The 23,750-nt window shown below is 74.8% G+C and carries 18 protein-coding genes; 6 read left to right on the forward strand and 12 right to left on the reverse strand.

Annotation, left to right across the window (positions count from 1 at the left end; all coding sequences use genetic code 11):
- Positions 1 to 6: 6 nt before the first annotated feature.
- Positions 7 to 402, reverse strand: a complete 396-nt coding sequence (locus JOD49_RS02415; RefSeq protein WP_205305822.1) for a DUF952 domain-containing protein — start codon at positions 400 to 402, stop codon at positions 7 to 9.
- Positions 403 to 452: 50 nt separating this feature from the next.
- Between JOD49_RS02415 and JOD49_RS02420 the strand changes: the two genes are divergently transcribed.
- The 3 genes from JOD49_RS02420 (at position 453) to JOD49_RS02430 (ending at position 2,191) form a co-directional block, all read left to right on the forward strand.
- A complete protein-coding gene (locus JOD49_RS02420; RefSeq protein ID WP_205305823.1) occupies positions 453 to 1,157 on the forward strand; it encodes a TetR/AcrR family transcriptional regulator in 705 nt (234 codons plus the stop codon).
- A gap of 10 nt (positions 1,158 to 1,167) precedes the next feature.
- The gene (locus JOD49_RS02425) at positions 1,168 to 1,632 is read left to right on the forward strand and encodes a GNAT family N-acetyltransferase (protein WP_205305824.1); all 465 of its coding nucleotides are present in this window, start codon (positions 1,168 to 1,170) and stop codon (positions 1,630 to 1,632) included.
- An 88-nt stretch (positions 1,633 to 1,720) separates the two neighbouring features.
- The gene (locus JOD49_RS02430; protein WP_205305825.1) at positions 1,721 to 2,191 is read left to right on the forward strand and encodes a hypothetical protein; all 471 of its coding nucleotides are present in this window, start codon (positions 1,721 to 1,723) and stop codon (positions 2,189 to 2,191) included.
- A 104-nt stretch (positions 2,192 to 2,295) separates the two neighbouring features.
- Here the strand turns inward: JOD49_RS02430 and JOD49_RS02435 are convergent, their stop codons facing one another.
- From JOD49_RS02435 to imuA', 3 genes are read right to left on the reverse strand one after another with little or no spacing between them, the layout of a single operon-like run.
- Positions 2,296 to 6,096 carry a PHP domain-containing protein gene (locus tag JOD49_RS02435; RefSeq protein ID WP_205305826.1) on the reverse strand — a complete coding sequence of 1,267 codons (3,801 nt, stop codon included), beginning with the start codon at positions 6,094 to 6,096 and terminating at the stop codon, positions 2,296 to 2,298.
- Positions 6,089 to 7,771: a DNA polymerase Y family protein gene (locus JOD49_RS02440; protein ID WP_205305827.1), complete on the reverse strand. Its 1,683-nt coding sequence runs from the start codon at positions 7,769 to 7,771 to the stop codon at positions 6,089 to 6,091. Before JOD49_RS02440 ends, JOD49_RS02435 begins: the two co-directional genes overlap by 8 nt.
- Complete coding sequence (gene imuA' / locus JOD49_RS02445; protein ID WP_205305828.1) at positions 7,768 to 8,532, reverse strand: DnaE2-dependent mutagenesis accessory factor ImuA'; 765 nt, start codon at positions 8,530 to 8,532, stop codon at positions 7,768 to 7,770. Before imuA' ends, JOD49_RS02440 begins: the two co-directional genes overlap by 4 nt.
- Positions 8,533 to 8,968: 436 nt before the next feature.
- On the opposite strand from imuA', the gene JOD49_RS02450 reads away from it, so the two are divergent.
- The 3 genes from JOD49_RS02450 (at position 8,969) to JOD49_RS02460 (ending at position 12,323) form a co-directional block, all read left to right on the forward strand.
- Complete coding sequence (locus tag JOD49_RS02450) at positions 8,969 to 11,110, forward strand: Ig-like domain-containing protein (RefSeq protein WP_205305829.1); 2,142 nt, start codon at positions 8,969 to 8,971, stop codon at positions 11,108 to 11,110.
- 77 nt (positions 11,111 to 11,187) lie between these two features.
- Entirely contained in the window at positions 11,188 to 11,733 is a 546-nt protein-coding gene (locus JOD49_RS02455) for a YbhB/YbcL family Raf kinase inhibitor-like protein (protein ID WP_205305830.1), read from the forward strand.
- Positions 11,730 to 12,323, forward strand: coding sequence for a YbaK/EbsC family protein (locus JOD49_RS02460; RefSeq protein WP_205305831.1), 594 nt, complete (start codon positions 11,730 to 11,732; stop codon positions 12,321 to 12,323). Before JOD49_RS02455 ends, JOD49_RS02460 begins: the two co-directional genes overlap by 4 nt.
- Before the next feature lie 58 nt (positions 12,324 to 12,381).
- On the opposite strand, the gene JOD49_RS02465 is transcribed toward JOD49_RS02460, so the two are convergent.
- From JOD49_RS02465 to aspS, 8 genes are all read right to left on the reverse strand, one after another.
- Positions 12,382 to 13,371 carry a siderophore-interacting protein gene (locus JOD49_RS02465; RefSeq protein ID WP_307822325.1) on the reverse strand — a complete coding sequence of 330 codons (990 nt, stop codon included), beginning with the start codon at positions 13,369 to 13,371 and terminating at the stop codon, positions 12,382 to 12,384.
- Positions 13,372 to 13,440: 69 nt separating this feature from the next.
- Positions 13,441 to 15,603, reverse strand: coding sequence for an iron ABC transporter permease (locus JOD49_RS02470; RefSeq protein ID WP_307822326.1), 2,163 nt, complete (start codon positions 15,601 to 15,603; stop codon positions 13,441 to 13,443).
- The gene (locus JOD49_RS02475) at positions 15,600 to 16,589 is read right to left on the reverse strand and encodes an ABC transporter substrate-binding protein (RefSeq protein ID WP_205305832.1); all 990 of its coding nucleotides are present in this window, start codon (positions 16,587 to 16,589) and stop codon (positions 15,600 to 15,602) included. Before JOD49_RS02475 ends, JOD49_RS02470 begins: the two co-directional genes overlap by 4 nt.
- A 101-nt stretch (positions 16,590 to 16,690) precedes the next feature.
- The gene (locus JOD49_RS02480) at positions 16,691 to 17,557 is read right to left on the reverse strand and encodes an ABC transporter ATP-binding protein (RefSeq protein WP_372441188.1); all 867 of its coding nucleotides are present in this window, start codon (positions 17,555 to 17,557) and stop codon (positions 16,691 to 16,693) included.
- An 89-nt stretch (positions 17,558 to 17,646) separates the two neighbouring features.
- Entirely contained in the window at positions 17,647 to 18,516 is an 870-nt protein-coding gene (locus JOD49_RS02485) for a universal stress protein (RefSeq protein ID WP_205305833.1), read from the reverse strand.
- A gap of 107 nt (positions 18,517 to 18,623) precedes the next feature.
- The gene (locus JOD49_RS02490) at positions 18,624 to 21,218 is read right to left on the reverse strand and encodes an ABC transporter permease (RefSeq protein WP_205305834.1); all 2,595 of its coding nucleotides are present in this window, start codon (positions 21,216 to 21,218) and stop codon (positions 18,624 to 18,626) included.
- On the reverse strand, positions 21,215 to 22,003 hold the full coding sequence (locus JOD49_RS02495; protein WP_205305835.1) for an ABC transporter ATP-binding protein: 789 nt from the start codon (positions 22,001 to 22,003) through the stop codon (positions 21,215 to 21,217). Before JOD49_RS02495 ends, JOD49_RS02490 begins: the two co-directional genes overlap by 4 nt.
- A gap of 149 nt (positions 22,004 to 22,152) precedes the next feature.
- Positions 22,153 to 23,490, reverse strand: coding sequence for an aspartate--tRNA(Asn) ligase (aspS, locus tag JOD49_RS02500; protein ID WP_205305836.1), 1,338 nt, complete (start codon positions 23,488 to 23,490; stop codon positions 22,153 to 22,155).
- Positions 23,491 to 23,750: the final 260 nt, after the last annotated feature.

Raw genomic sequence — 23,750 nt, forward strand, 5'->3', positions numbered from 1 at the left:
GCACGGTCAGGGGCGGACCGAGAGCCCCGACAGGTCCGGGACCACCCAGCGGTCGTCGACGCGGTCGAGCTCGACGACGGCCGCGACCGTCCGGCCGTCCATGGGGAACGCGCCCAGGATCCGCGGGGCCAGGCCACCGGGGACCCCGTCGTGCGGCTCCCACGCGACCTCGATGCCCTCGGCGGCGAGGGAGTCCTCGTCGATCACGGCGAGGACCAGCGGGATCGAGGCGTCGGCGTACCGGCCGTCGAGCACCGACGGCAGCCCCGCCAGGGTCGTCGCATGGACGAACCCTTCGACCTCGTACAACGTGTTGCGCGTGGCGACGTCGTACTCGCCGAACCGCTCGCAGGCCTCCCAGTCGTCACTGAAGGCCACGTGCAGCACTCTGTGTCCACCCACGGGTGATCTCCTCGTTCGCAGGAAATGAAACGCGACCGTATCATTAATGCATGACGACGACAGCAGACGGATCGACGGGCCCGACGGCGGCGCGACGCCCTGGGCGGCCACGCACCACAGAGCGCGCGGCGCGTCGGGCGGGGCTGCTCGACGTCGCGATCCGGATCTTCGGCGCGCGCGGGTACGGCGCGACCACGATCGAGGCCGTCGCGAGCGAGGCGGGCGTCACCAAGCGCACGATCTACCAGCACTTCACGGACAAGGCCGGGCTCTTCGTCGCCGCGGTCGAGAGCCAGCACGCGCACGAGCACACGATCGCCGGGGAGGACCTCGAGTCGCTCGCCACCCGGATCGTCCACACCCTGCACGGCGACCAGGCGGTCACCCTGCACCGGCTCGTCATCGCGGAGGCGCTGCAGTTCCCCGACCTGGCCGCGGCGTTCTACACCCACGGCCCCGCGAGCTCGACCGAGGCGCTCGCCCACCACCTCGCCGTGCACCTCGGCGCCGCCCCGAGCGACCCGGTCGACGACGCCACCCGCGCGCTCGCCGAGGCCCTGTACACGCTCCTCCTCGGCGAGGCGCACCGGCGACGCCTGCTCGGCCTCGTCCCCGCTCCGACCGTGGCGCAGGCGCGCGAGCACGCCCACCGCGCGGTCGCGACCGTCCGCGGGCCGCGTCGCCCCCTGCCCGACCTCCCGGGCGACGAGCCCCGGCACCCGCGGCGTCGCAGGGCCGCGCCCGTCGCGGACTAGGCTCGACCGCATGATCTTGCGTGCCTACGACGAGTCCGACGCGGAAGCGACGCTCCGCGTGTTCCTGCGCGCCGTGCGGGTCACGGCGAGCAAGGACTACTCGCCCGAGCAGATCGCGGCCTGGGGGTCGGACGACATCCCGCTCGACGTCTGGGCGGTCAAGCGGCTGCAGACCGGCACGGTCGTCGCGGTCGAGGGCGACGAGGTCCTCGGGTTCAGCGACGTCGACGAGCGCGGGTACATCGACATGATGTTCGTCGATCCCGCGGTGACCCGGCGCGGCGTCGCCTCGGCACTGCTCGCCCACGTGGCGCGCACCGCCCGGGATCGCGGCGCCGTCGAGCTCACCACGTACGCAAGCCTCACGGCCCGCCCCTTCTTCGAGAAGCACGGGTTCGTCGTGGTCGAGGAACGCCAGCCCGTGCTCCGGGGCGTGTCGCTGACCAACTTCAGCATGCGCAAGCCGCTCGTCTGACCGCCTCGCGATGCATCACCGTCGGTCCGGGCGGTCTCCTTCCAGGTAGCGGGTGCATCCGCGCCCGCCCACCGAAGGAGGGGGCACCATGGCACTCACGACCAGCGCGCTGACACTCATCGGCCGACGGCACCCAGCGATCTTCGACCTGCTGGGCAACCCGTACGGCCCCTTCACCGGTTCCCGAGGGGCCGAGGCCTCCCTCAACCCGCAGCCGCTGCCCCCCGGACCTCCGGACGGGATGCGCACCGGGTTCCACGCGGGCGCCGCGCTCGTCCAGCTCGCGTTCACGGCGCACCACCTGCACGTCGGGTTCGACATCGACGTCGACGACTGGTGCCCCACTCCCCCGCGCCGCCCCAAGCTGCCGCCGTGGCCGGGGCCTCGTCCGCGCCCCTGGCGCTTCGAGGTGGTCGACGAGAGCTGGGGCGTGGACTACGTGCTCGGCCTCGCGGTCTCGCTCGAGGTGTCGACCTCCGTCTGGGAGGGCTTCGCCGGGGCAGACGTCCTGGGCGGCATCCACGGCCGGGCGCTGGAGATCGGCGCCAAGCAGGGATAGGCGGGCCCACGGCCAGCGCGAGATGCGGCCAGCTGGGGTTCCTCCGGCGAGAGGACCCCAGCTGGCCGCATCTCGGCGGGCGGCCCGAGTATGCCAGCGGAGCCCTACTGGAAGTCCCGCGATCGCGACGCGACCTGCAACGACAACGGCGCGAGGTGCTCCGCGAGCAGGTTCGTGGCGCCGTCGGCGCGTTCGAGACGGCCCCGCACCACGAGCGCGGGCGAGGACCGCGCGACCCGCCGGAACCGTTGCCACAGGCCGGGCGTGCAGATGACGTTGAGCAGCCCCGTCTCGTCCTCGATCGACAGGAACGTCACACCCCCGGCGGTCCCGGGGCGCTGCCGGTGCGTGACGACGCCGCCCACGGCCACGCGCGACGGTGGGTGCGACCTGGAGCCTGGCGCCTCGCCCGCCGCACGCTCGGCCTCCCGGGCGCGCTCGATCTCCTGGGACACCGCGACCGCGCCGGCGACGGTGAGCACTCCGGCCGCGGTCAGCCCGGGACGCACGTACTGGGTCGGGTAGGAGTCGGTCGAGACGCCCGTGGCCCACACGTCCGCGACCGCGGTCTCGACCTCGCTCATGCCCGGCAACGTCGGCGCCTCGACCCCGACCGAGACCCCCGGCAGGGTGCCCGGACCCTCCTGGGCGAGCGCCCCCGCGGCCCACAGCGCCTCGCGCCGCGCCACGCCCAGGGACTCGAGCGCGCCGCCCGTCGCGAGCGCCTCGAGCTGGGCCGTGGTCAGGTCGACGCGTCGCACCAGGTCGCGCAGGTCCGTGAACGGACCGGCAGCACGCGCCGCGACGACCGCCTCCGCGACCGGGTCCCCCACCCCGCGCACGCTGCCCAGCCCCATGCGCACCGCGAGGGACAGGTCGGGGTGCGCGGCGCCGTCGGGCGTGGCGGGAGAACGCGGGGTGACGGGACCGCGGTGGGGCGCGGCGCCGTCGGGCCGCACGTCCCTGCCCGACGGCGCCCCCGCCCCCCGGCTCGCCGAGGCGGGCAGCCGCTCGACCCCCGCCTTGACGCCCGACGCGTTGACGTCCGGGCGCAACGCCGTGACCCCGTGCCGGCGCGCGTCCGCGACGAGCGACTGCGGCGAGTAGAACCCCATGGGCTGGGCCGCGAGCAGGCCCGCGTAGAACGCGGCCGGGTGGTGCACCTTGAGCCACGCGCTCGCGTACACGAGGTACGCGAACGAGTAGGCGTGCGACTCGGGGAACCCGAAGTCCGCGAACGCCTTGAGCTTGTCGTAGATCTGCTCGGCGACGTCGGGCGCGACGCCGTTCTTCGCCATGCCGTCCAGGAGCCGCCCGTGCAGCGCCTCCATGCGCTCGACCGACCGCTTGGACCCCATCGCACGGCGCAGCTGGTCCGCCTCGGCCGCGCTGAACCCCGCGACGTCGATCGCCATCTGCATGAGCTGCTCCTGGAAGAGCGGCACGCCCAGCGTCTTGGCGAGCGACTTCTCGAGCAACGGGTGCAGGAACGTGACCGGCTCCCGGCCGCGCGCCCGGTTGATGTACGGGTGCACCGAGCCGCCCTGGATGGGACCGGGACGGATGAGCGCGACCTCGATCACGATGTCGTAGAACGTGCGCGGCCGCAGGCACGGCAGCGTCGCCATCTGGGCGCGCGACTCGACCTGGAACACCCCGACCGTGTCCGCCGCGCACAGCAGGTCGTACACCGCCGGGTCGTCGTCGGGCAGCGAGTGCAGCTCGAGGCCCAGGCCCTCGTGCTCGGCGATCAGCTCGAACGCGACCCGGATCGCCGTGAGCATCCCCAGGCCCAGCAGGTCGAACTTCACGAGCCCCGCGTCCGCGCAGTCCTCCTTGTCCCACTGCAGGACCGTGCGCCCCTCCATGCGCGCCCACTCGACCGGGCACACCTCGATCACGGGTCGGTCGCACATGACCATGCCGCCCGAGTGGATGCCGAGGTGCCTCGGGAGCCTCAGGAGGCGCTCGGCCAGCTCGAGCACGGGGGCCGGGATCTCCCCCTCCTCGGCGGCCGACGGCGGGCGGCGCGCGGGCACGACGTCGTGCGGGTCGTCGGAGCGCAGCGTGGGGTCGTCCCGCCGATCGGCGTCGTCGTGGGCCAGCGGGTCGACGACGCGACCCGACAGGTCCGGGGTCCAGTCGGCGTGGCCCGTGTGCGGGCGGTCGGGGCGTCGCTGTGACGGGCCCTGCCGGCCCTGCTTGCCCTGCCGCGGTGCGCCGGTCCCCCAGACCTCGGCCGCGCGGGCGTCCTTGGCCGCGGTGCGGGTCACGACGGCGGGCGGCGCGTCGGCGCCCGCCGTGCCCCCTGCCGCAGACGCCCCTGCCACCGCGGGCCCGACAGCCCCAGGGGCCGACCCGTGCGCCCCGCGCGCGGCGATCGCCCGGTCGCGGACGGCCCGGTCCGCCGCGGGCGACGACGGATCGGGCCCGCGCAGCGACCCCCACCGCTCGATCGACTTGCTCCACGCGTCCTGCTGCCCGACGTCGTGCCCGAGGGCCCGTGCGGCGTCGCGCACCGCGGACTTGGGCCGGTAGGAGATGACGTTGGCGACCTGCGCCGCGTGCGTGCGCCCGAACCGCTCGTACACGTACTGGATGACCTCCTCGCGGCGCACCGACTCGATGTCGACGTCGATGTCCGGGGGGCCGTCGCGCTCGGGCGCGAGGAAGCGCTCGAACAGCAGACCGTGCTTGACGGCGTCCACGGCCGTGATGCCCAGCGCGTAGCAGACGGCCGAGTTCGCGGCCGAGCCGCGCCCCTGCGCGAGGATGCCGCGCGCGCGGCAGAACTCGACGAGGTCGTACACGATGAGGAAGTACCCCGGGAAGCCGAGCTGCTCGATGATCGCGAGCTCGTGGTCGATCTGCCGCCACGCCCCGGGCTCGCGCTCTGCCCCCCGGGGACCGTAGCGGTCGGTGCCGCCGCGCTCCACGAGCACGCGCAGCCACGACCTCTCGTCGTGCCCCGCGGGCACCGGGTACGGCGGCAGCTCGGGGGCCACGAGGCGCAGGTCGAACTGGCACTCGGCACCCAGCTCGGCCGCGGTCGCCACGGCCTGCGGGTGGCGGCGGTGCCGGTCCGCCATCTCGGCCGCCGAGCGCAGGTGTGCGGTGGGGGCGCCGGGCAGCCAGCCGTCCATGTCGTCGAGCGACGAGCGCGCACGGACGGCCGCGAGCGCCCCCGCGAGGGCCGCGTCGCGGGGGCGCGCGTAGTGCACGTTGCCGGTCGCGACGAGCGGCAGGTGCGCATCGGCGGCGAGCCCGGCGAGCGCGTCGCACAGGTCGCTGTCGCGGGGGTCGCCCGCGTCGGTGATCTCCACGGCCACGTTGTCGGCGCCGAAGACCTGCACGAGCCGGTCGAGCTCGCGCCGGGCGGCCCGCGGCCCCTCGGTGAGCAGCGCCGAGCGCACGGCCCCCTTGCGGCAGCCCGTGAGGACGAGCCACTGGCCGTCCGACTGCTCACCGAGCCGTTCGAGCCGGTAGTCGGCCGCGCCCTTGGTGCCCGTCGCGAGGTGCGCGGTCGCGATCGCGCTCGACAGGTTGCGGTACCCGTCCGGGCCGCGGGCCAGGACGAGCAGGTGGGACGCGCGCGGGTCCGGCACGCCCGTGGGCGCGTCGAGGACGGGGGCCGCGCCGGGGGCGGGCGCGACGGGCAGGTGCAGCTCGGCGCCGAACACGGTCGGCAGGGACACCGCGCGCGCCGCGGTCGCGAAGCGCACGACCCCGTACAGGCCGTCGTGATCCGTCACGGCGAGCGCGGACAGTCCCAGGTGCGCGGCCTCGGCCGCGAGCTCCTCGGGGTGGCTCGCGCCGTCGAGGAAGCTGAACGCGGAGTGCGCGTGCAGCTCGGCGTAGCGGGGCGTCCGGCGCGCCCCGGTGCCCGGCGGGGCGGCCCTAGTCATAGACGGCCTCCACGGTCCAGCGCCCCTGGGCGCTCGCGAGCAGCACGCCGCGCCCGTCGTCGAGCAGGACCTGGAGGTATGCCCGACGGCGCGGCGTCTCGCTCCACCAGCGTTCGGCGAGCGGCCACGGCCCGGCCCAGCCCAGCACGCGTCTGCTCGTCCCGGCTCGCGGCGCGAGCCACCGCACGGTCGCGGGCGGTGCGCTCATCGCGAGGCGCGCGTCGACGCGGACGGGCGCGCCGGCGTCGTCCAGGACGGCGACGTCCTCCGGGACGTCCAGCACGAGGGCGGGCGCGGGCTCGGGCAGGCGCCCCGGCCACGGCAGGTCCGCGCGCCGCGGCGCGGGGGCCGCGTCCCCCCAGGGCGCGAGGTGCACCTGGTCGTGGACGTCGCGCCCGCCCTGCGTGACGACGCTCAGGACGCCGTCCCCGCCCAGGAGGCCCTGGACACGCCCCAGGGCGCGCTGGGCGCGGGCGTCCTCGCCGCTCGACGCGCCCCACAGCCGCGGCTGCTCGGCGCCCGCGGCCACGACCTCCTCCGCGGTGATCGCGAGCCGCACGAGCGGCGAGGGCCGGTCCTCGGGCAGGTCCGGCAGGTCGTCGTGGGTGGTCTGTGCGTGCTCGTCCCGGCGTGTCCCACGCCCCTGCCGCTGCCGCTGCCCCAGCGCGACGCGCGACGCCGTGAGCCACCCCTCGAGCTGCCAGCGCACGCGGTCGGTGATCCGGGCCGCGGTGAGCCCGCCCATGGCGCCGTCGTCGCAGCGCCAGGTCCGTTCGAGCTCGCGCCCGTCCTCGGTGCGGGCCGTGATGCGCAGCCGCCCGCACGACGACGACCGCTCGACGAGCTGGGCGTGCAGGTCCTCGGCGAGGCGGCGGGCCGCGAAGGTCGCGACGTCGACGCGCTCGGCGGGCGGGTCGAGATCGCACTCGACGGCGACGTCGGCCTCGATGCGGCGCCTCGCGGGCGGGCGCAGGTCCTCGCCCTGGGCAAGACGCTGGGCCCATGCGCCCAGGTCGCCGAAGCGGGACAGGACGCTCGCTGCGGGCAGCGCCGCGAGGTCCGCGAAGGTCCGCACGCCCAGGCGGCCCAGGAGGTCGACGAGCTGCGCGACGGGCTGGGCGTCGCCCACCACGACGTGCGCGAGCTCGCCCAGCGAGCGCGGGGCGAGGTAGGCCCGGGAGGTGCCCGCGGGCACGACGAGCGAGGCCCGCGCGCCCAGCACCGCGGCGAGGATCCCGTCCGCGACGCCGACCTGGCTCTCGTGGCCGGTGTCCGCGGCGACGCGTTCGACGAGCACCTGTGCGAGGCGCTCCTCGGTGCCGTGGTAGCGCGCGGGGCCGCCCGAGGGCAGGAGCAGCAGGCCCGGGCGCGCGACCTCGATGCCCGCGACCACGGTCTCGGCGGCGAGCGCGACGGGCTCGAACTCGCGCGCGTCGCGTGCGTCGTCGGCGTCGAGCAGCGCGAGCTCGGGGCAGCACTCCTGCGCCCGACGACGTCGCATCCCCCGGCGCACGCCCTGCGCCCGCGCGGTGGCCGAGACCGCGAGGACGCGGCGACCGTCGTGCGTGGCCGCGGGCACGTGCGCGGGGACCTGGGCCGCGTCCATCGCGGCGACGACGGGCCAGTCCGGCACCCACAGGACCGCGGTGCGGGTGGCCGTGCTCTCGATGCTCATCCGACGAGCCGGAGGCCGGGCGGGGTCTTCTCGACCTGCCGCGGGTTCTTCACGACGCCTCCGCGCAACGGCAGCTCGACCTGGCGCTCGATGCCGCGCGAGGCGCCGGCCCGCCCACCGCGCTGGACCGTGAGCCGCCGCCTGCGCAGGTACCCGGCGCCGTGGTCGGTGCCCGACCACGTGCCCTCGCGGACCGTGAGGACCACGTGCGCCCCGGCCCAGGGCTGCGCTGCGACGAGGAGGTTGCCGCGCTCGCGGGCCCGGGAGGTCAGGCGGCGACGGTCGGCGTCGGTCAGCGCGGCCTGCGGCCCGACCACGACGACGTCGATCCCGTCGAGCAGGGCCGCGACGGCGGCCGCGGCGTCCGGTCCGGGGGACGGGACCAGGGCGACGCGGCCCAGGTCGATCCCGGCCTCGGCGGCGGCGAGGACCCCGAGGCGTGGGAAGCCGACCATCGCGGTCCAGGCCCCCGTGCGTGAGGCCTCGGACAGCAGCGCGAGCAGGAGCGAGGTCGAGCCGTCGACCACCACGGCGGTGCCTCGCTGAAGGCCGCCGAACGGGAGCAGGTCGGCCAGCTCGTCGGGGACCGGGAGGAGCTTCTCCTCCCCCGTGCTCCCCGGTGCGCGCCGGGCCGAGAGCTCCGCGCGGCGCAGCACCGACCGGGCCAGGAGCGCCCGCTGGGCGTGCGTGGACTCGGCGGACGTGACGGCGGCCGCAGGGCTGCCCAGGGTCTCCCGGAGGGTGTCGTCGACCAGGGTCATGACACCTCCTGCACGCTCGAAAGTTCTTCGAACAGGTGTTCGAACACTTCCAGTACACGCGCTCGCCGAGGAGGTGTCAACTCGTCTCACCCGGTCGACCCAAGGGGTCGATACGCGGTCGAGAGTTGCGCGACTGAGCAACAATTAACCTCGGGTGCAGGCATTCCGGAAGCCTCAAGCAGCGCCTCAGGCTTGAGCCGGGAGGGGCGGAATGTCAACGATCATGCCCCTCGAAGTGGCCGCAGGGGCGGCTCGCAAACCCTCGACACGCGACCGACGCCCCACGAGAGCACCCCAATTGCCCGGACCCCACACCCTCGCCTCAACCCTGCACTCCTCCTCCCTGCTCCGTGCATGTGAAAGTCTTCACAAGCAGGAAGGATGAGAAGCATCCCACCACGCTCCGACGTCCCGTCGGTCCGACCAAGGAGGAACCTTGCACCCCGCACCCACGACCCGGCCTGCACACCGGCGCCACCAGGCGGTCGCCGCCTGCGGCGCACTCGCCCTGGCCGCCACCGTGCTGGGCGCAGGCGCCTCCCCCGCCCAGGCGGGTGAGATCACAGCGACGGACGACACCGCCCTCACCGGTTCTGGCGTCCCGGTCACCGTCGACGTCCTGGCCAACGACCAGGTCGACGGAACGGTGGCCTCCGTGCACGTCGGGGCCGTCACCGGGACCGACGCCAGCACCGTCGAGGTCGGAGACGACTTCCGCATCACCTTCGCGAACAAGAACCCGGACCACCCGAACTCGTCCACCGCGCGCGTCTTCAAGACCGCGGAGTTCACCGTGCCGTACACGGTCACGGACACGGACGGCAGCACCACCGGCGCCACGCTGACGGTCACCGTGGCCGGCAAGCCGGTGAGCCCGACGATCAGCTCGTGGATCGTCAACGATCCCAGCACGGGCGTGAAGGCGGTCACGAACCTCACCCAGCTCGACCTGCGCACCTACCCGCAGACCAGCACCACCTCCAAGAGCGCCGTCCCGGGCCACGGGGTCAGGGTCACCGGACTGGTCGACGCGGAGCACGCGACGGCGGTGCCGACGGCCGGCGGCATCGAGCTGCAGGCGAGCCCGCGGGACTACGTCGGCAACGACGTCGTCACCCTGGAGCTCACCGACACGTGGGGCCGCAGCGTGCACCACAAGGCCGGCGTGAGCTGGGTCGAGCGGGCCGCCGTCTCCAGCCTGCGCACCAAGGTGGGCATCGGCCAGAGCGCCCGTGTCGACCTCCGGGAGATCGTGGCAGGCACCAGCTTCGCGAACTTCACCAACGGCTACTTCTCCTCGACGATCAACACGTGGCGCGGCACCTTCACCACCGGTGCGCACGCGCAGGACATCGTCGTCATGCCGAACGCGGGCTTCGTCGGGACCTCGAACGACTCCGTGGGGACACGGTTCACCTGGGCCTACACCCTGGTGAACCCGTGGACGTTCAGCGGCTCCACGGGCCCTGCCACCGACGCCAGGTACAACACCATGTACATCGACGTCCAGGCGCCTCCGCAGGCCGCGGACGTCGCGGCGTCGACGAACCCGGGGCAGGCGGTGGCACTGGACCTGCGCGCCCCGGCCACGCTGCCCTGGGCGGCCTCCACCTTCGAGGTGCGCGAGGGGCCCCAGCACGGGACGGTCTCCGTGACCGGTGACGGTCAGGTCCGCTACACGCCCGACGACGGCTTCCCGGCCGCCGAGACCTTCGCCGGGACGGACACCTTCACCTTCGCCTGGATCGACGACCTCGGTCAGGAGTCGTCGGCGCGCGCCACCGTGACCGTCCGCAACCTGCCCACACTGGCCGACCACGCACTGACGACGCCCGCAGGGGTCGCCGTCGGGGTCGACCTGCTGGCCGGCTCCTTCGGCGACACCCTGACGATCACCGGGGTAGGTGCGCCCCTCGCCGGGGCAGCCGACCTGAGCAGCGCCACGGGCACCTACCACCCGCACGAGGGCTTCGTGGGCGAGGACTCGTTCACGTACGAGGGGGTCGATGCCCACGGTCAGCCGGCGCGGGCCACCGTCCGGATCCAGGTGCTCGGTACACCGGCGATCGCGGACCAGCACCACCGCACTCCGCGCAACACGGCGGTCGTCTTCGAGCCGCTCCTCCCCGTCTCCGACGCCGCCTACCAGCCGGAGCTGGTGCTCGACGCCGTCGGCGAACCCCAGCACGGCACCGTCACGCAGGGCGAGGACAGCACCCTCGTCTACTCCCCCGACCTCGGCTACCTGGGGCCGGACCGGCTCACGGTCCGTGCCCGTGACGCCTGGGGCCGCACGGCCGAGGCGTCGGTGACCATCGACGTCTACGGCGAGCTCGCGCCCCCCGCGCCCCCTTCGACCGACGCGTCCCCCGGCCTCACCCTGACCGCGCTGAACCCGGGCGCCGAACCGGGCGCGATCCCGAGCGACCGCCAGGCCGTCCCGGGCTCGTCGGCCCCCTCGCTCGGCCGCCTGGCGTCGACGGGAGCGTCGGTGGCGTCCCTGCTCGCCATCGGAGGCCTCGTCCTGGGCGCCGGCGTCGCGGGTGTGCTGGTGCGAGGCCGCTCCCGCACGGTCTGACGGCCTTCGGCGGTGCTGCCAGCACCGCTCCCCCGTCTCCTCTGGCCCCTCCAGGACGCACCGGGCACGATGGACCGATGAACCTCGCCGACCGCCCGATCGCCCCCGACCCCTACTCGCTGCTCCCCCCGGTGCCGCGCTTCACGGTGACGAGCGACGACATCGGGCACGGCGAGCCCCTGGCACGTGCGCACGCGGCCGACGGCGACAACCGCTCGCCCGAGCTCGCCTGGAACCACTTCCCCGCAGCCACGCGCTCGTTCCTCGTGAACTGCTTCGACCCCGACGCGCCGACCCCGGCGGGGTACTGGCACTGGACCGTGGTGAACGTGCCCGTGGCGACCGTGGTCCTCGCGCAGGGCGCAGGCTCCCCCGGCGGCGGCAACCTCCCGCCGGGCGCGTTCCAGACCCGGCACGACGGCGGAGGCCCCGGCTACCTGGGCGCCGCGCCCCCGCCCGGGGACCGGCCGCACCGGTACGTGTTCGCGGTGCACGCGCTCGACGTCGAACGGCTCGACGTGACCCCCGAGACGCCCCCGACCGCGGTCGCCATGGCCGCCCTGTCCCACACGATCGCGCGGGCGACCCTCACGCCCACCTACCAGGCCCTGGTCACCGCATGAGCCACGAGCGGAGCGGCCGCCTCACCCTCCCGACGCTCGGCGACCTCGCCTGGGTCCCGGCCACGAGCAGACCGGACCTGCTCGCACGACCCGTCGACGAGGCCCTGTCCCGCTGGGCCTCGCGAGAACCGGGCGTCGTGGACCAGGTCGCGGTCGTCGAGATCGACCCCGACCTCGCGGACACCGCGACGCTCAACGCCGCCCACGACCTACCGCCCGCCGTCTCGGCGAACTGCGTCCTGGTCGCCGGACGGCGCGGCGGCGACGAGCGCATCGCGGCGGCCGTGGTGCGTGCCACGACCCGGGCCGACGTGAACTCGCGCGTCCGGTCGCTGCTCGACGTGCGCAAGGCGTCGTTCCTGCCCACGGACCGGGCCGTGGCCGAGTCCGGCATGGAGTACGGCGGGATCACCCCGATCGGGCTCCCCGACGGGTGGCGCGTGCTGCTCGACGCCCGCATCGCGACCGACGGCGAGCCCGCGCTCATCGGCAGCGGGCTGCGCCGGTCCAAGCTGCTGCTGCCTGGCGCGCTGCTCGCGCGGCTGCCCGGGGTCGAGCTGGTCGAGGAGCTGGGCGTGCCGGTGGGGTGAGCGCGAACGGCACGGCCACCCGCGTGGCCCTCGCGGGCGTCAGCCCGTCGCGCGGCCCTCAGCCCTCGGCGCGGCCCTCACGCCAGTAGCCCATGAACGCGACCGACCGGCGGTCGACGCCACGCTCGGACACGAGGTGACGGCGCAGGGTCTTGATGACCGACGCCTCGCCCGCGAGCCACGCGTAGAGCTCGGCGCACGCGACGAGCGGCGTGCCGTCCTCGTCCACGGGGACCTCCCAGAGGATGTCCGTGTCGATGTCGACGTCCTCGAGCTCGGCCGCCCCACCGGTGCGCGGGCCGAGCCCGCGGGCCGCGCACGTGAGCGAGTGCGTCGCGGCGCAGACGTTGCGCTCGAGCAGGCGGTCGGCGGCCTCGCGGACCGCGGGGACCAGCAGGTCGCCGTGCGCGCGCCCCTCACGGGCGAGCCACGTGACGTTGACGCCCGCAGGAGCCGTGACGGGCAGGACGTCGCCCTCGTACGGGACCTCGAGGAAGACCTCGCCGACCTCGTCGGCGGGCAGGGAGCCCAGGATCGAGGCGATCGCGGGGACCGCGGTCTCGTCGCCCGCGAGCAGCAGCGCGTGGCTGCGCACGGGGCGGGAGAACTCGACGCCGCCGTGCGCGCCCGTCCACAGGCCGTTGGGGCCGAGCAGCACGATCTCGCTGCCGGGGCGCGCAGCCAGCGCCCACCGGGACGCGGGACCCGCGTCGCCGTGCAGGACGAGGTCGATGTCGACCTCGGAGGTCTCGGGGCGCACGGCCCGCACGGTGTAGGTGCGCAGCGGGTTGCGGCGCTCCTCGGGCTGCGCGCGCCACGCCGCGTACCACTCGCCCGTGCGGACGAGGTGCTCGTAGCCGCCGTCGGGCGCGGGGAAGACGAGCTTGATGCGCTGGTCGAGGCCGTTGTCGGCAAACTCGTGGAGGTCGTGACCCGTGAAGGTCACGCGCAGGAAGCTCGGCGAGAGCTTCTCGACCCGTCGCACCTGCACGTCGAACATGCGGAACGGGGAGATCTCCTGAGCGGTCACGACACTGGTCTGGGTCACGTAGGCGAGCCTAACCAAACATCGGGGCCGGGTGAACCCCTGAAGCCGAACGTGTGGTCGGGATCACTCTCACGCCTCGCGGCCGCGGCTGCGCCACAGCAGCCACACGAAGTACGGGGCGCCGATGAGCGCGGTCGTCAGTCCGGCGGGGATCTGGGCCGGCGCGATGACCGTCCGCCCCACGGTGTCGGCCACGCTCACCAGGACGGCCCCGAGCAGCATCGCGACCGGGATCACCCGGCCGTTGCGCGAACCGACCAGGGCACGCGCGGCGTGCGGGGCGACGAGCCCCACGAACCCCACGACCCCGACCGCGCACACCGCGGCGGCGGTCAGGACCGCGCTGGCCCCCAGGAGCAGCAGGCGCGTGCGGTCCAGGCGCAGGCCCAGGACGCGCGGGGTGTCCTCGTCGAGAGCCAGGACGTCCATCTCGCGCCGGTGGAGCACCGCGACGGGCACGACCACGAGCAGCGCCAGGACGACGGGGATCAGATGGTCGAAGGTCCGTCCGTACGTCGACCCGGACAGCCAGGTGAGCGCGACGTTGAGGTTCCAGGGCGCGACGACCACGATCACGAGCGTCGTCAGGGCCGTGGCGCCCGTGCTCATGCCGATGCCGATGAGCACGAGCCGGTCCGAGCTCAACCCTCCCCGGTACGCGAGGCGGTACACGATCGCGAACGTGCCGAGCGCGCCGACGACCGCGGCGAGGGACATGCCCATGATGCCGACGCCGGGAACCAGCAGCACGACCCCGACGGCGCCCAGGCCCGCGCCCGCCGTCACGCCGAGCAGGCCGGGCTCGGCCAGCGGGTTGCGGCACACGGCCTGCACGACCGTCCCGGCCAGGCCCAGCGCCGCCCCCGCGAGGATCGCGGCGAGCACGCGCGGGACGCGCTGGTCGAGCACGAAGCTCACCTGCTTGCCCGCCTGGTCCGCAGCCCAGTTGAGGACGTCCCCCGTGAGCAGGAGCCGGTCGCCCAGCAGGAGCGCGACGACCGTCGCCGCGACCAGGAGCGCGACGAGGACGGTCATCACGACCAGGGCGCGGCGGGCGCCGCGCGGCCGGACGTGCGCGGCGCGGGTCCCGGCGGCGGGACCGGAGTCCTTGAGCCGGCGCGCGAGCCACACGAGCACCACTGCACCGAACACGGTCGTGATGACGCCCGTCGGGACCGCCACGCCGTACGTGCCGGGCAGGACGAGGCGCAGCAGGACGTCGGCACCGAGGACCACGATCACGCCCGCGATCCCCGCCAGCGGGATGAGCACGCGGTGCCGGTTGAGCCCGGGGACCCTGCGGGCCACGAGGCGCACGACCACGGGGGCGCACAGGCCGACGAAGCCGACCGGGCCCGCGACCGTGACGGCCGTGGCCGAGAGCAGCACCGCGAGCAGGATGGTCACGACGCGCGTCGCGCGCACGTCGATCCCGAGGACCGTCGCGGTGTCGTCGCCGAGCGCCAGCAGGTCCAGGCGGTGGGCCACGAGGATCAGGCCACCGAGGCCGACGACCACGAGCGGGGCCGCGAGCACGACCTGCGACGTGCCGGACTGGACGATCGAGCCGCTCCCCCACGCGAACAGCCCCATGGTCTCCTGCTGGAACAGCACGAGCAGCACGGTCGTCAGGGAGTGCAGCGCGAGCGTGATGGCCGAGCCCGCGAGGATGAGCCGGGTCGGCCCGGCGGCGCCGCCGCGGGCCAGGACCAGCACGAGGCCGGACGCCGCGAGCCCACCGATCAGCGCGAGCGTCCCGGAGAGGTAGAACGGCAGGGTCACGCCGATCACGGCCGCGCCCACGACCGCGACGTAGGCGCCCGCGTTGACCGCGAGCGTGTCGGGCGAGGCGAGCGGGTTGCGCGCCACGGACTGCAGCGCGGCGCCCGCCGCGCCGAGCGAGACGCCCACGAGGAGGCCCGCGAGCAGGCGCGGCAGGCGCGAGGCGACCAGGACGGCCGCGGCGGTCCGGTCGGCGTCGGCGTCGCCGCCGGTCACGAGACGCAGCAGGTCGCCGAGCCCGACGTCGGCCGTCCCCTGCGTGAGGTGGACCCCGGCCAGCACCAGGACCGCGAGGATCCCGACGACGAACGCCGAGGCGACCGTCAGGCGGAACCGGAGGCGCGAGCGCCCCGGGGGAACCGGCGGGACCGGCGGGGCGAGGAGTCCGGTGCTGTCGTCCGGGACCTCGTGCCGGGCCGTCGAGAGTCCCCCCGGGGCGCTCGTGCTCACTGGGTCAGTGCCGCGACGAGCGCGTCGACGTAGGCGTTCGCGGACGCGGGCCCGCCGAACATCCAGATGCCGTCGGGGATGCGGTGCACGTCACCGGCCACGACGAACGGGAGCTGCTCCCAGATCGCGTTGCCCGCCAGGCCGTCGGCGAACGGGTCGGCCTCGGAGTCGCTCGCGGCGTAGACGAACTGGACGTCGCTCAGCGCCGTCAGGCCCTCGACGTCGGTCTGTGCGAGCCCGTAGTCGGGGTCGCCCTCGCCGGTCCACGCGTTCGCCAGGCCGAGCTCGGCACCGACCGCGCCGAGGAACGAGCCGGGCGTGTACATGCGCACCGAGACGGTGCCGTTGTTGACCCAGCCGTCGGCCATGACGTACGAGGCGCCCGCGACGCCGGCCTCCTCGAGGGCCTTCTTGCCCTCGGCGATCTTCGCGTCGAACCCTTCGAGCAGCTCGGTGCCCTTGTCCTCGGTGCCCGTGGCGGTCGCGAGGGTCTCGACGGTCTGGCGCATGTACCCGATCGGGTCGGTGCCGTCGGAGCCGCGCAGGGTCACGACGGGCGCGATGTCCGCGAGCTGGTCGATCACGTTGTCGGGGGTGTCCGTGGTGACGGCGATGAGCTCGGGCTCGAGCGCGGAGATGGCGTCGAGGCTGGGCTCGCCGCGCATCCCGACGTCGGGCGTCGAGGCATCGAGCGCGACCGAGGTGTCCCACGTGTTGTAGCCCTCGACGTCGGCCTGGCCCACGACGTCCACGCCGAGCGCCAGCAGGTTCTCGGTCAGGCCCCACTCGAGCGAGACGACCTCGGTCGCGGGGGCGTCGAGCGTCTGCTCGCCGCGCTCGTCGGTGAAGGTGACGGGGCCCGCGTCGGCGGCGGGGGCCTTGGACGCGCCACCGGCGTCGGCCTCCTCCGTGGTGCCGCACGCGGTGAGGGTGAGCGCTGTCACGAGCAGGACGGCGGGCAGGCCGGTCCGGAGGGTCTTTCGCATGGGGGTCCTGTGTCCTTCAGGGTGCTGCCCGCGCCGGGAGGCGGGGCTCGGTGGGCTGCCGCGCCGGGGTGCGCGGCAGCACGGTGAGTTGGCTCGGGGCGTCAGGGGACGGCGACGAGCCTGCGGGTCGTGTGCCGCCCGACGGGCGCGGTCTGCACCGTGCCCGTCAGCGGGTCGTGCGTGACCTCGATGCGGATGCCGTAGGTCTCGCTCAGGGCGTCGGCGGTCAGGACGTCGGCGGCCTCGCCCGCGGCACGGACGACGCCGCGCTGGAGCAGGACGACGTGGTCCGCGACCGCGGCCGCCTGGTTGAGGTCGTGCAGCACGACGCCCACGGCCACGCCGTGGTCGTCCGCGAGGTCGCGCATGAGGTCGAGGATCTCGACCTGGTAGCGCAGGTCCAGGTAGGTCGTGGGCTCGTCGAGCAGCAGCACGCCCGTGTCCTGCGCGAGGCAGGTCGCGAGCCACACGCGCTGGAGCTCGCCGCCCGACAGCTCGTCGACGCCGCGCCCGGCCATCGCCGCGACGCCGGTGACGTCCATGGCCCAGGCGATCGCGCGGGCGCCGTCGGGGTCCGTGGAGCGGAAGCGCGCCCGGTGCGGGTGGCGCCCGTACCCGACGACGTCGCGCACGCTCACGCCGTTGGGCGTGGGCCGGCTCTGCGAGAGCAGGGTCACGCGGCGCGCGAAGTCCTTGGGGTGCAGCGCGAGGGCGTCCGGGACGTCGGGCAGGCTCACGGTCCCCTGGACGGGCTTGTGGAGCCGGGCGAGCGAGCGCAGGAGCGTCGACTTGCCGCTCCCGTTGGGCCCGATGAGCGCGGTGACCTGGCCGGGGAGCAGGCGCAGGGAGGCGTCGTGCACGACGGCGGTCCCGTCGTACCCGAGGCTCAGGCCGGTCCCGGCAATGGCCGGTCGGGCGTCGTCCTGGGTGGCCGTGGCGTCGTCGGCTCCCGATAAGGTGTGGCTCACACAGGTGAGCCTAACCAAACATCCCGACCGGGTGAAACCCTCAGAACCGAAGATGTGGTCGGGATCACGCCGACCGCCGGGAACGCCGCTCAGCGCACGATCGTCACGGGACAGTGCGCGTCACGCACGAGCGAGTGGCTCACCGACCCCAGGACGAGCGCCGCGAACCCTCCCCGCCCGCGCGAGCCGACCACGAGCCGCTCGGCCCCCTCCGAGGCCCTGACCAGCGCGGGAGCCGGCTGCGCCTCCACGGTCGACCCCTCGACCTCCAGGTCCGGGTACTCCTCGTGCACCTGCGCGAGCGCCGCTGCGAGCAGTCGCTCGGCCCCGTTCTCGGCGCGCTCGCGCGGGAACTCCGCGGCCATGTAGCTCTCGAGGTGCGCCGAGGCGCGCGTCCACCACGCGACCACGACCCGCAGGGACGCACCGCGCGAGACCGCGACCTCGGCCGCGTGGCTGAGCGCGCCGGTCGCGTGCGTCGAGCCGTCGACCCCCACGACCACGGGCAGGTTCACGTCTCGCAGAGCCTCGACGTCCCCGTGGACCACGACGACCGGGCAGTGCGCGTGCGCGGCGACCGCGAGCGCCACCGAGCCGCCGAGCTCGCCGCGGACCCGCCCGTGGTCCCCCGACCCGACGACCACCATCGAGGCGTCGAGCGAGGTGCCGACGAGCGTGGCCGCGGCGGTCGTGTACTCCACGGTCGCCTCGACCTCGACGTCGGGCTCGACCTCGAGCGCCTGGACCCGGCCGCGCTCGGCGAGCGCCCGCGCGCCTGCCTGCGCGTTCTCCCCGCCACCGGGCAACGAGGGCTCGAGGTGAGTGTCGTGCGCGTCGCGTGCGTAGACGACCTCCAGGCGGGCACCTCGGCGTCGGGCCTCGCGCACGGCCCAGCGCACTGCGGAGGTCGCCGAGGGCGACCCGTCATACCCGACAACGACCGGTCCGACGGTGGACATGTGTCCATCGTCACCCCGTCGGCGGTCCGGCGCGAGGGCGGGGTCCCGGCCGCAGGCGCGTGGTGCGGCCGGGATCCCGCGCGTCACGGCCGGACCAGGCCCTCACGTCACTCCCGCAGCCCGATGCTCTCGACCGGGCTGCCCCGCAGAGCGGCGCGGGTCGGCAGGATCATCGAGAGGTAGCCGACGAGCGCCGCCCCCGCGACCGTCGCGAGGTACGCCACGGGTGACAACGCCGGTACCGCACGCTGCCCCTCGCTCAGCCCGAGGCTGATGCCCGTGAGCGGCGGCAGGAGGATCACGGTCGCGACGAGCACCGCGATGCCGACCACCACGCCGGCCTCGACCCGCATCATCCGCAGGACCTGCCGGTCCCGCGTCCCGACCAGGCGCAGCAGCGCGAGCTCGCGCCGCCGGTCGGCCGTCGACATGACGAGCGAGTTCGCCACGTTGAGCGCGACGTACCCGAAAAGCACGACGAGCAGGATCATCGAGGTCCACGTGCTGGCCTCGAGCGCCGCCTTCTCGGCGGCGACCAGCGAGGCCCGGTCGGCGAGCACGACGCCCGCGTGCGCGTCCACCACGTCGTCGAGCGAGGCCGCGAGCCCGGCGACGTCGACCCCCTCCTCGGCCACCACGAACAGCGAGCCGTCGAGCCCGTCGCCCGTGCTGCCCAGCACCAGGTCGTGCGGGAGCAGGGCGTCACCGAACCCCAGGCCCCGGCCGTAGATCGCGACGACGACGGGCTCGGTCCGGGTGCCGTCCGCGAGGTAGAGCTCGATCGTGTCCCCGAGCCCGGCCCGCGCCTTGCTCGCCCCCGTGACGCTGAGCGCGACCGACTGCCCGCGCAGGGCGTCGGTCGACCCCTCGCGCACGTCCAGGTCGATCGCGGCGGCCAGGTCCGACGGATCGACCCCCTGCGTGCTCAAGGCCTCGGCCGTGAGCGTCCCGTCCGACTCGGGGAAGCGCACGAGGGCCTGGCTCCGCACGGTCGGGGTCACCGAGGCGACGCCCGGGACGTCCGCGACCTGGCCCGCGAGGTCGGGAGAGAGTCCCGTGCCGCTGCTCGCGAGCACGAGGTCGGCGCGCAGCCCGTCGGCCACCTGACGCTCGGTCTCGGCCACCTGCGCGGCCCCGAGCGAGACCTGCACGACCGTGATGGTGATCGCGAGCACGAGCGGTACGACGGCCCCCGCGAGCCGCCGCGAGCTCGCGCGGGTGTTGCGGCCCGCGAGATAGGTGCTCGCGTGCGGGCTGCGCCGCAGGAACGGCTCGACGAGCAGCACGAGGGCGTGCACGATCCGCGGGCCCAGGAGCGCGACCGCGATCACGAGCACCATGCCCGACACCGCGGCTCCCGCGAGCGTGTCCTCGCCCGCGACGAACGCGGGCAGCATCGACAGGAACACCCCGCCGGCGAGCAGGACCACGCCGATCACGGTACGCGTGACGCCCAACCGCGGGGTCTCCACGGCGGCCTCGCCCAGCGCCTCGACCGGCTTGACCCTGATCGCGCGACGCGCGGACATCCGCCCCGCGACCCAGGCCACGCCCACCGTGAGCACCACGGCGATCACGACCGGCAGCGGGCCCACCGCGACCGGGTAGTCCACCGAGACGACCCCCGCGCGGACGAACAGGGCATGCAGGCCCCGGACCGCGACGATGCCCAGGAGCGCCCCCGGGACGGCCGCCGTCGTCGACAGGACGAGCATCTCGGCCGAGATCATCCGACGGACCTGCCGCGGGGTCGCGCCGACCGCGCGCAGCAGCGCGAGCTCGCGCCGCCGCTGCTGCACCACGAGGCCCAGGGCGCTCGCGACGACGAACACGACGACCAGGAGCATGATCCCGCCGAAGCTCCCGGCGATCGCGATCAGCGTGGTCGCCGACCCGGAGGCGTCGGCGAACTCGACCGAGCCGCGGGCGGCGCCCGTGCGCACGGTCAGCCCGGTCCGCTCCCGGACGTCCGCGGCGAGCGCCCGCACGTCCGTCCCCTCCGCGGCCACGATCCCCACGGCGTCGACCTCGTCGCGTGCGCCTGCCTCACCGGGGGCCGAGCGCGCGGCGGCCAGGTCCGCGACCTGCTCGTCGGTGAGGAACGCCACGCCCTGGCGCAGGGCTCCGGCCCCCGCGGGCGGGGAGACGATCCCGGTCACCCGGTACTCCCCCGGCGTCGAGCCCACGGCCAGGGTGACGTCGTCGCCCACGTCCACGGCGAGCCGCCCGGCGAGCGCGTCGTCGAGCACGACCTGGCCCGGCGCCGTCGGGCGCTCGCCTCGCGCGAGGACGAACGGCCCCAGGTCCGCGGTGGACCACGCGTGACCCACGGGCGGGCGCCCGTCGATCGTCCCGGCCGGGTCCCCCGACGGCCCGACGGCGCTCAGCGCGACCCCGACGTCGCCCACCGCGCGCTCGACCCCTGGGATCGCGGCGAGCTCGTCGACCGCGGACGCGGGCAGGGGGACCCGCCCGCCGAAGGGCTCGTCGTAGTCCACGTCGACCGCGAGCGACTGCTTCGCGGTCACGACCAGGTCCGCGCCCGCGTAGCGCTCGGGGCCGATGCCCTGCCGGATGCCCGACTCCATGAGCAGCCCGCACGCCGCGACGAGCATCGCGCTCAGGAACAGCGCGACGAACGGGCCGACGAAGCTCCTGCGGCGCGCGCGCAGCGTGCTCAGCGCGAGACCCAGCACGCTCACCACTCCCCGAGGTGCGTCATGCGGTCCGCGACCTGCTCCGGGGTGGGCCGTTCGAGCTCGCCCGCGACCTGCCCGTCGGCCAGGAACACGACGCGGTCCGCGAACGATGCCGCGACCGGGTCGTGCGTGACCATGAAGACGCTCTGGCCGAGCGTGTCGACCAGGAACCGCAGCAGCTCGAGGACCTGCTTGCTCGTCCGCGTGTCGAGCGCCCCGGTCGGCTCGTCCGCGACCACGACGTCGGGGCGCGTCACGAGCGCCCGCGCGATCGCCACGCGCTGCTGCTGCCCGCCCGAGAGCTCGCTCGGACGGTGGTCGAGGCGGTCCTCGATCCCCACCCGGGCCGCGATCTCACGCAGCCACGCCGGGTCCGCCCGTTCGCCCGCGAGCCGCAGCGGCAGCCCGACGTTCTCCGCGACCGTCAACGACCCCAGGAGGTTGTAGGCCTGGAAGACGAACCCGATGCGCCCCCGGCGCAGAGCCGTGAGCTCGTCCTCGGTCAGCGTGGACAGGTCCACGCCGCCCAGGTGGACCGAGCCGCCCGTCGGTCGGTCGAGGCCCGCGGCACAGTGCAGCAACGTGCTCTTGCCCGAGCCCGACGGCCCCATCACGGCCGTGAAGCTGCCCCTGGGCAGAGCCAGGGACACCCCTCGCAGCGCGTGCACCGACCGCTTGCCCACCGTGTACGTCCTGGTGATCCCTGCGACCTGCAGGGCGAACGGCGAGACCGCCAGGGCATCCTCGGTGGATGCCCCGGCGGTCCGCCTGGTCGTCGTCGTCCTCAACTCGAAACCCCCGTCGTGGTGCGAGCCTCGAACGTAACGAGCGGGGGACGAACCGGACCATCCGGCCAGTCCCCCGAACGGGGTGGGGTTGTCCCCCGTGCCGGGTTGCGGGCACCGGTCGCCACGGCTCCCGCCCCCGCTCCCGCCCGCTAGGGCGCGAGCCGGTGCAGGTCGCGCGGGAACAGCGTGACCTCGCGGACGTTCGCCGCGCCCGTCAGGCGCGCGGTCCACCGTTCGAGCCCGATCGCGAATCCCCCGTGGGGCGGCATCCCGTGCTCGAACGCCTCGAGGTACGTCGCGTACGCGGCCGGGTCCTCGCCACGGGCCGTGATCGCCGCGACGTAGTCCGCGTACCGGTGCAGGCGTTGACCACCCGTGACGAGCTCGACGCCTCGGAAGAGCAGGTCGAAGCTGTTGCTCCACCGCGCGTCGCCCGGCTGCGGGTGCGTGTAGAACGGGCGCTTGGCCATCGGGTAGCCCTCGACCGCGAGGAGGTCGCTGCCGTGCTCCGCGAGCGCCCACCGTCCCAGCGCGCGCTCGTGCTCGGGCGCCAGGTCGGGCTCGTCGGCGGAGGCCCCGACGAGGGCCAGCGCCTCGGCGAAGTGGATCACGGGGATCTCGTCGGGGACGACCGGCACGGCGAAGCCCTGCGTCGCGACGGCGGCCCCGGCGTGCTCGTGGACCGCGGCTGCCATGCCGGCCAGGACGTCGCGCAGGACTCCGAGCACGTCGCGGTGGTCGCGGACGAAACCGAGCTCGACGTCGAGCGAGACGTACTCGGCGAGGTGCCGCACGGTGTCGTGCGGCTCGGCCCGGAAGACCGGCCCCACCTCGTACACGCGCTCGAAGACCCCGACGAGCTGCTGCTTGAAGAACTGCGGGCTCTGCGCCAGGAAGGCCGGGCGTCCGAAGTAGTCGAGCGCGAACACCTCGGCCCCCGACTCGGTCGCCGACCCGACGATCTTGGGCGACTGCACCTCGGTGAACCCCCGGGCGTCGAGGGCCTCGCGGAACCCGCGCAAGGACGCGGCCGCTACCTCCCAGCGTGCGCGCTGCGCGGGGTGCCGCCAGGCGACCGCGGCATGGTCGAGCATCGTGGAGAGCCCCACGTCGAGCGAGGGACGCCACAGCTCGACGGGCGGGGTCACGGCAGGGTCGGTGAGGAGCACGACGGCCGGCGAGGTCACCTCGACCCCGCCCGGAGCCTGCACGTTCGCCGTCGTCAGGCCCGTGACCTCGACCACGGTCTCCTCGGGCGGCACGACCTGCCCGTCGCCCGCGCGCACGACGACCTGGGCCGACCCCGACCGGTCGCGCAGCACGAGGAAGGTGACGGTCGCGAGGGCGCGACGCCGGTGCACCCAGCCACGGAGCGTGACGGGCGTGCCGGGTGGGAGGGCGGGCAGGTCGGCGGCGAGGGTCCGGTGCGCCGCGGACGGGGCTGCCGGGGTCGGCGTCGGAGGGACGGGCGGGGTCGGTGGTCTCATGGTTCCTCCAGCAGGCGAAGGCCCTGGAGGAGCGGGCGGGGGCTAGGTCGCGGTGCCACCACTCCTTCGCCGGGAGGTCCCGGCCTCTCGTCGGTCCGCCGGACGCGCGGGGGTCGCGTGCCCGGGCCACGAGGTCCGGGCCGAGGGTCGTCACGCCTCACGTCCACCGGTTCCGACGATACCCACGGACGGCGAAGGCGTCGCGGGGATTTCCGGAGCCGAGCGCTGAGTGCGTGGTTCGGCGGCGACTCGCCGGGCGT

The sequence above is a fragment of the Oerskovia jenensis genome, assembly GCF_016907235.1.
Lineage (GTDB): Bacteria > Actinomycetota > Actinomycetes > Actinomycetales > Cellulomonadaceae > Oerskovia > Oerskovia jenensis.

Excerpts from the sequence above, each read along its gene's own strand:
- JOD49_RS02475 (WP_205305832.1), bottom strand. The coding sequence starts at position 16,589 with ATGCGAAAGACCCTCCGGACCGGCCTGCCCGCCGTCCTGCTCGTGACA.
- JOD49_RS02440 (WP_205305827.1), bottom strand. The coding sequence starts at position 7,771 with ATGAGCATCGAGAGCACGGCCACCCGCACCGCGGTCCTGTGGGTGCCG.
- JOD49_RS02420 (WP_205305823.1), top strand. The coding sequence starts at position 453 with ATGACGACGACAGCAGACGGATCGACGGGCCCGACGGCGGCGCGACGC.
- imuA' (WP_205305828.1), bottom strand. The coding sequence starts at position 8,532 with ATGACCCTGGTCGACGACACCCTCCGGGAGACCCTGGGCAGCCCTGCG.
- JOD49_RS02485 (WP_205305833.1), bottom strand. The coding sequence starts at position 18,516 with ATGTCCACCGTCGGACCGGTCGTTGTCGGGTATGACGGGTCGCCCTCG.
- JOD49_RS02435 (WP_205305826.1), bottom strand. The coding sequence starts at position 6,096 with ATGACTAGGGCCGCCCCGCCGGGCACCGGGGCGCGCCGGACGCCCCGC.
- JOD49_RS02455 (WP_205305830.1), top strand. The coding sequence starts at position 11,188 with ATGAACCTCGCCGACCGCCCGATCGCCCCCGACCCCTACTCGCTGCTC.
- JOD49_RS02425 (WP_205305824.1), top strand. The coding sequence starts at position 1,168 with ATGATCTTGCGTGCCTACGACGAGTCCGACGCGGAAGCGACGCTCCGC.
- aspS (WP_205305836.1), bottom strand. The coding sequence starts at position 23,490 with ATGAGACCACCGACCCCGCCCGTCCCTCCGACGCCGACCCCGGCAGCC.
- JOD49_RS02430 (WP_205305825.1), top strand. The coding sequence starts at position 1,721 with ATGGCACTCACGACCAGCGCGCTGACACTCATCGGCCGACGGCACCCA.
- JOD49_RS02460 (WP_205305831.1), top strand. The coding sequence starts at position 11,730 with ATGAGCCACGAGCGGAGCGGCCGCCTCACCCTCCCGACGCTCGGCGAC.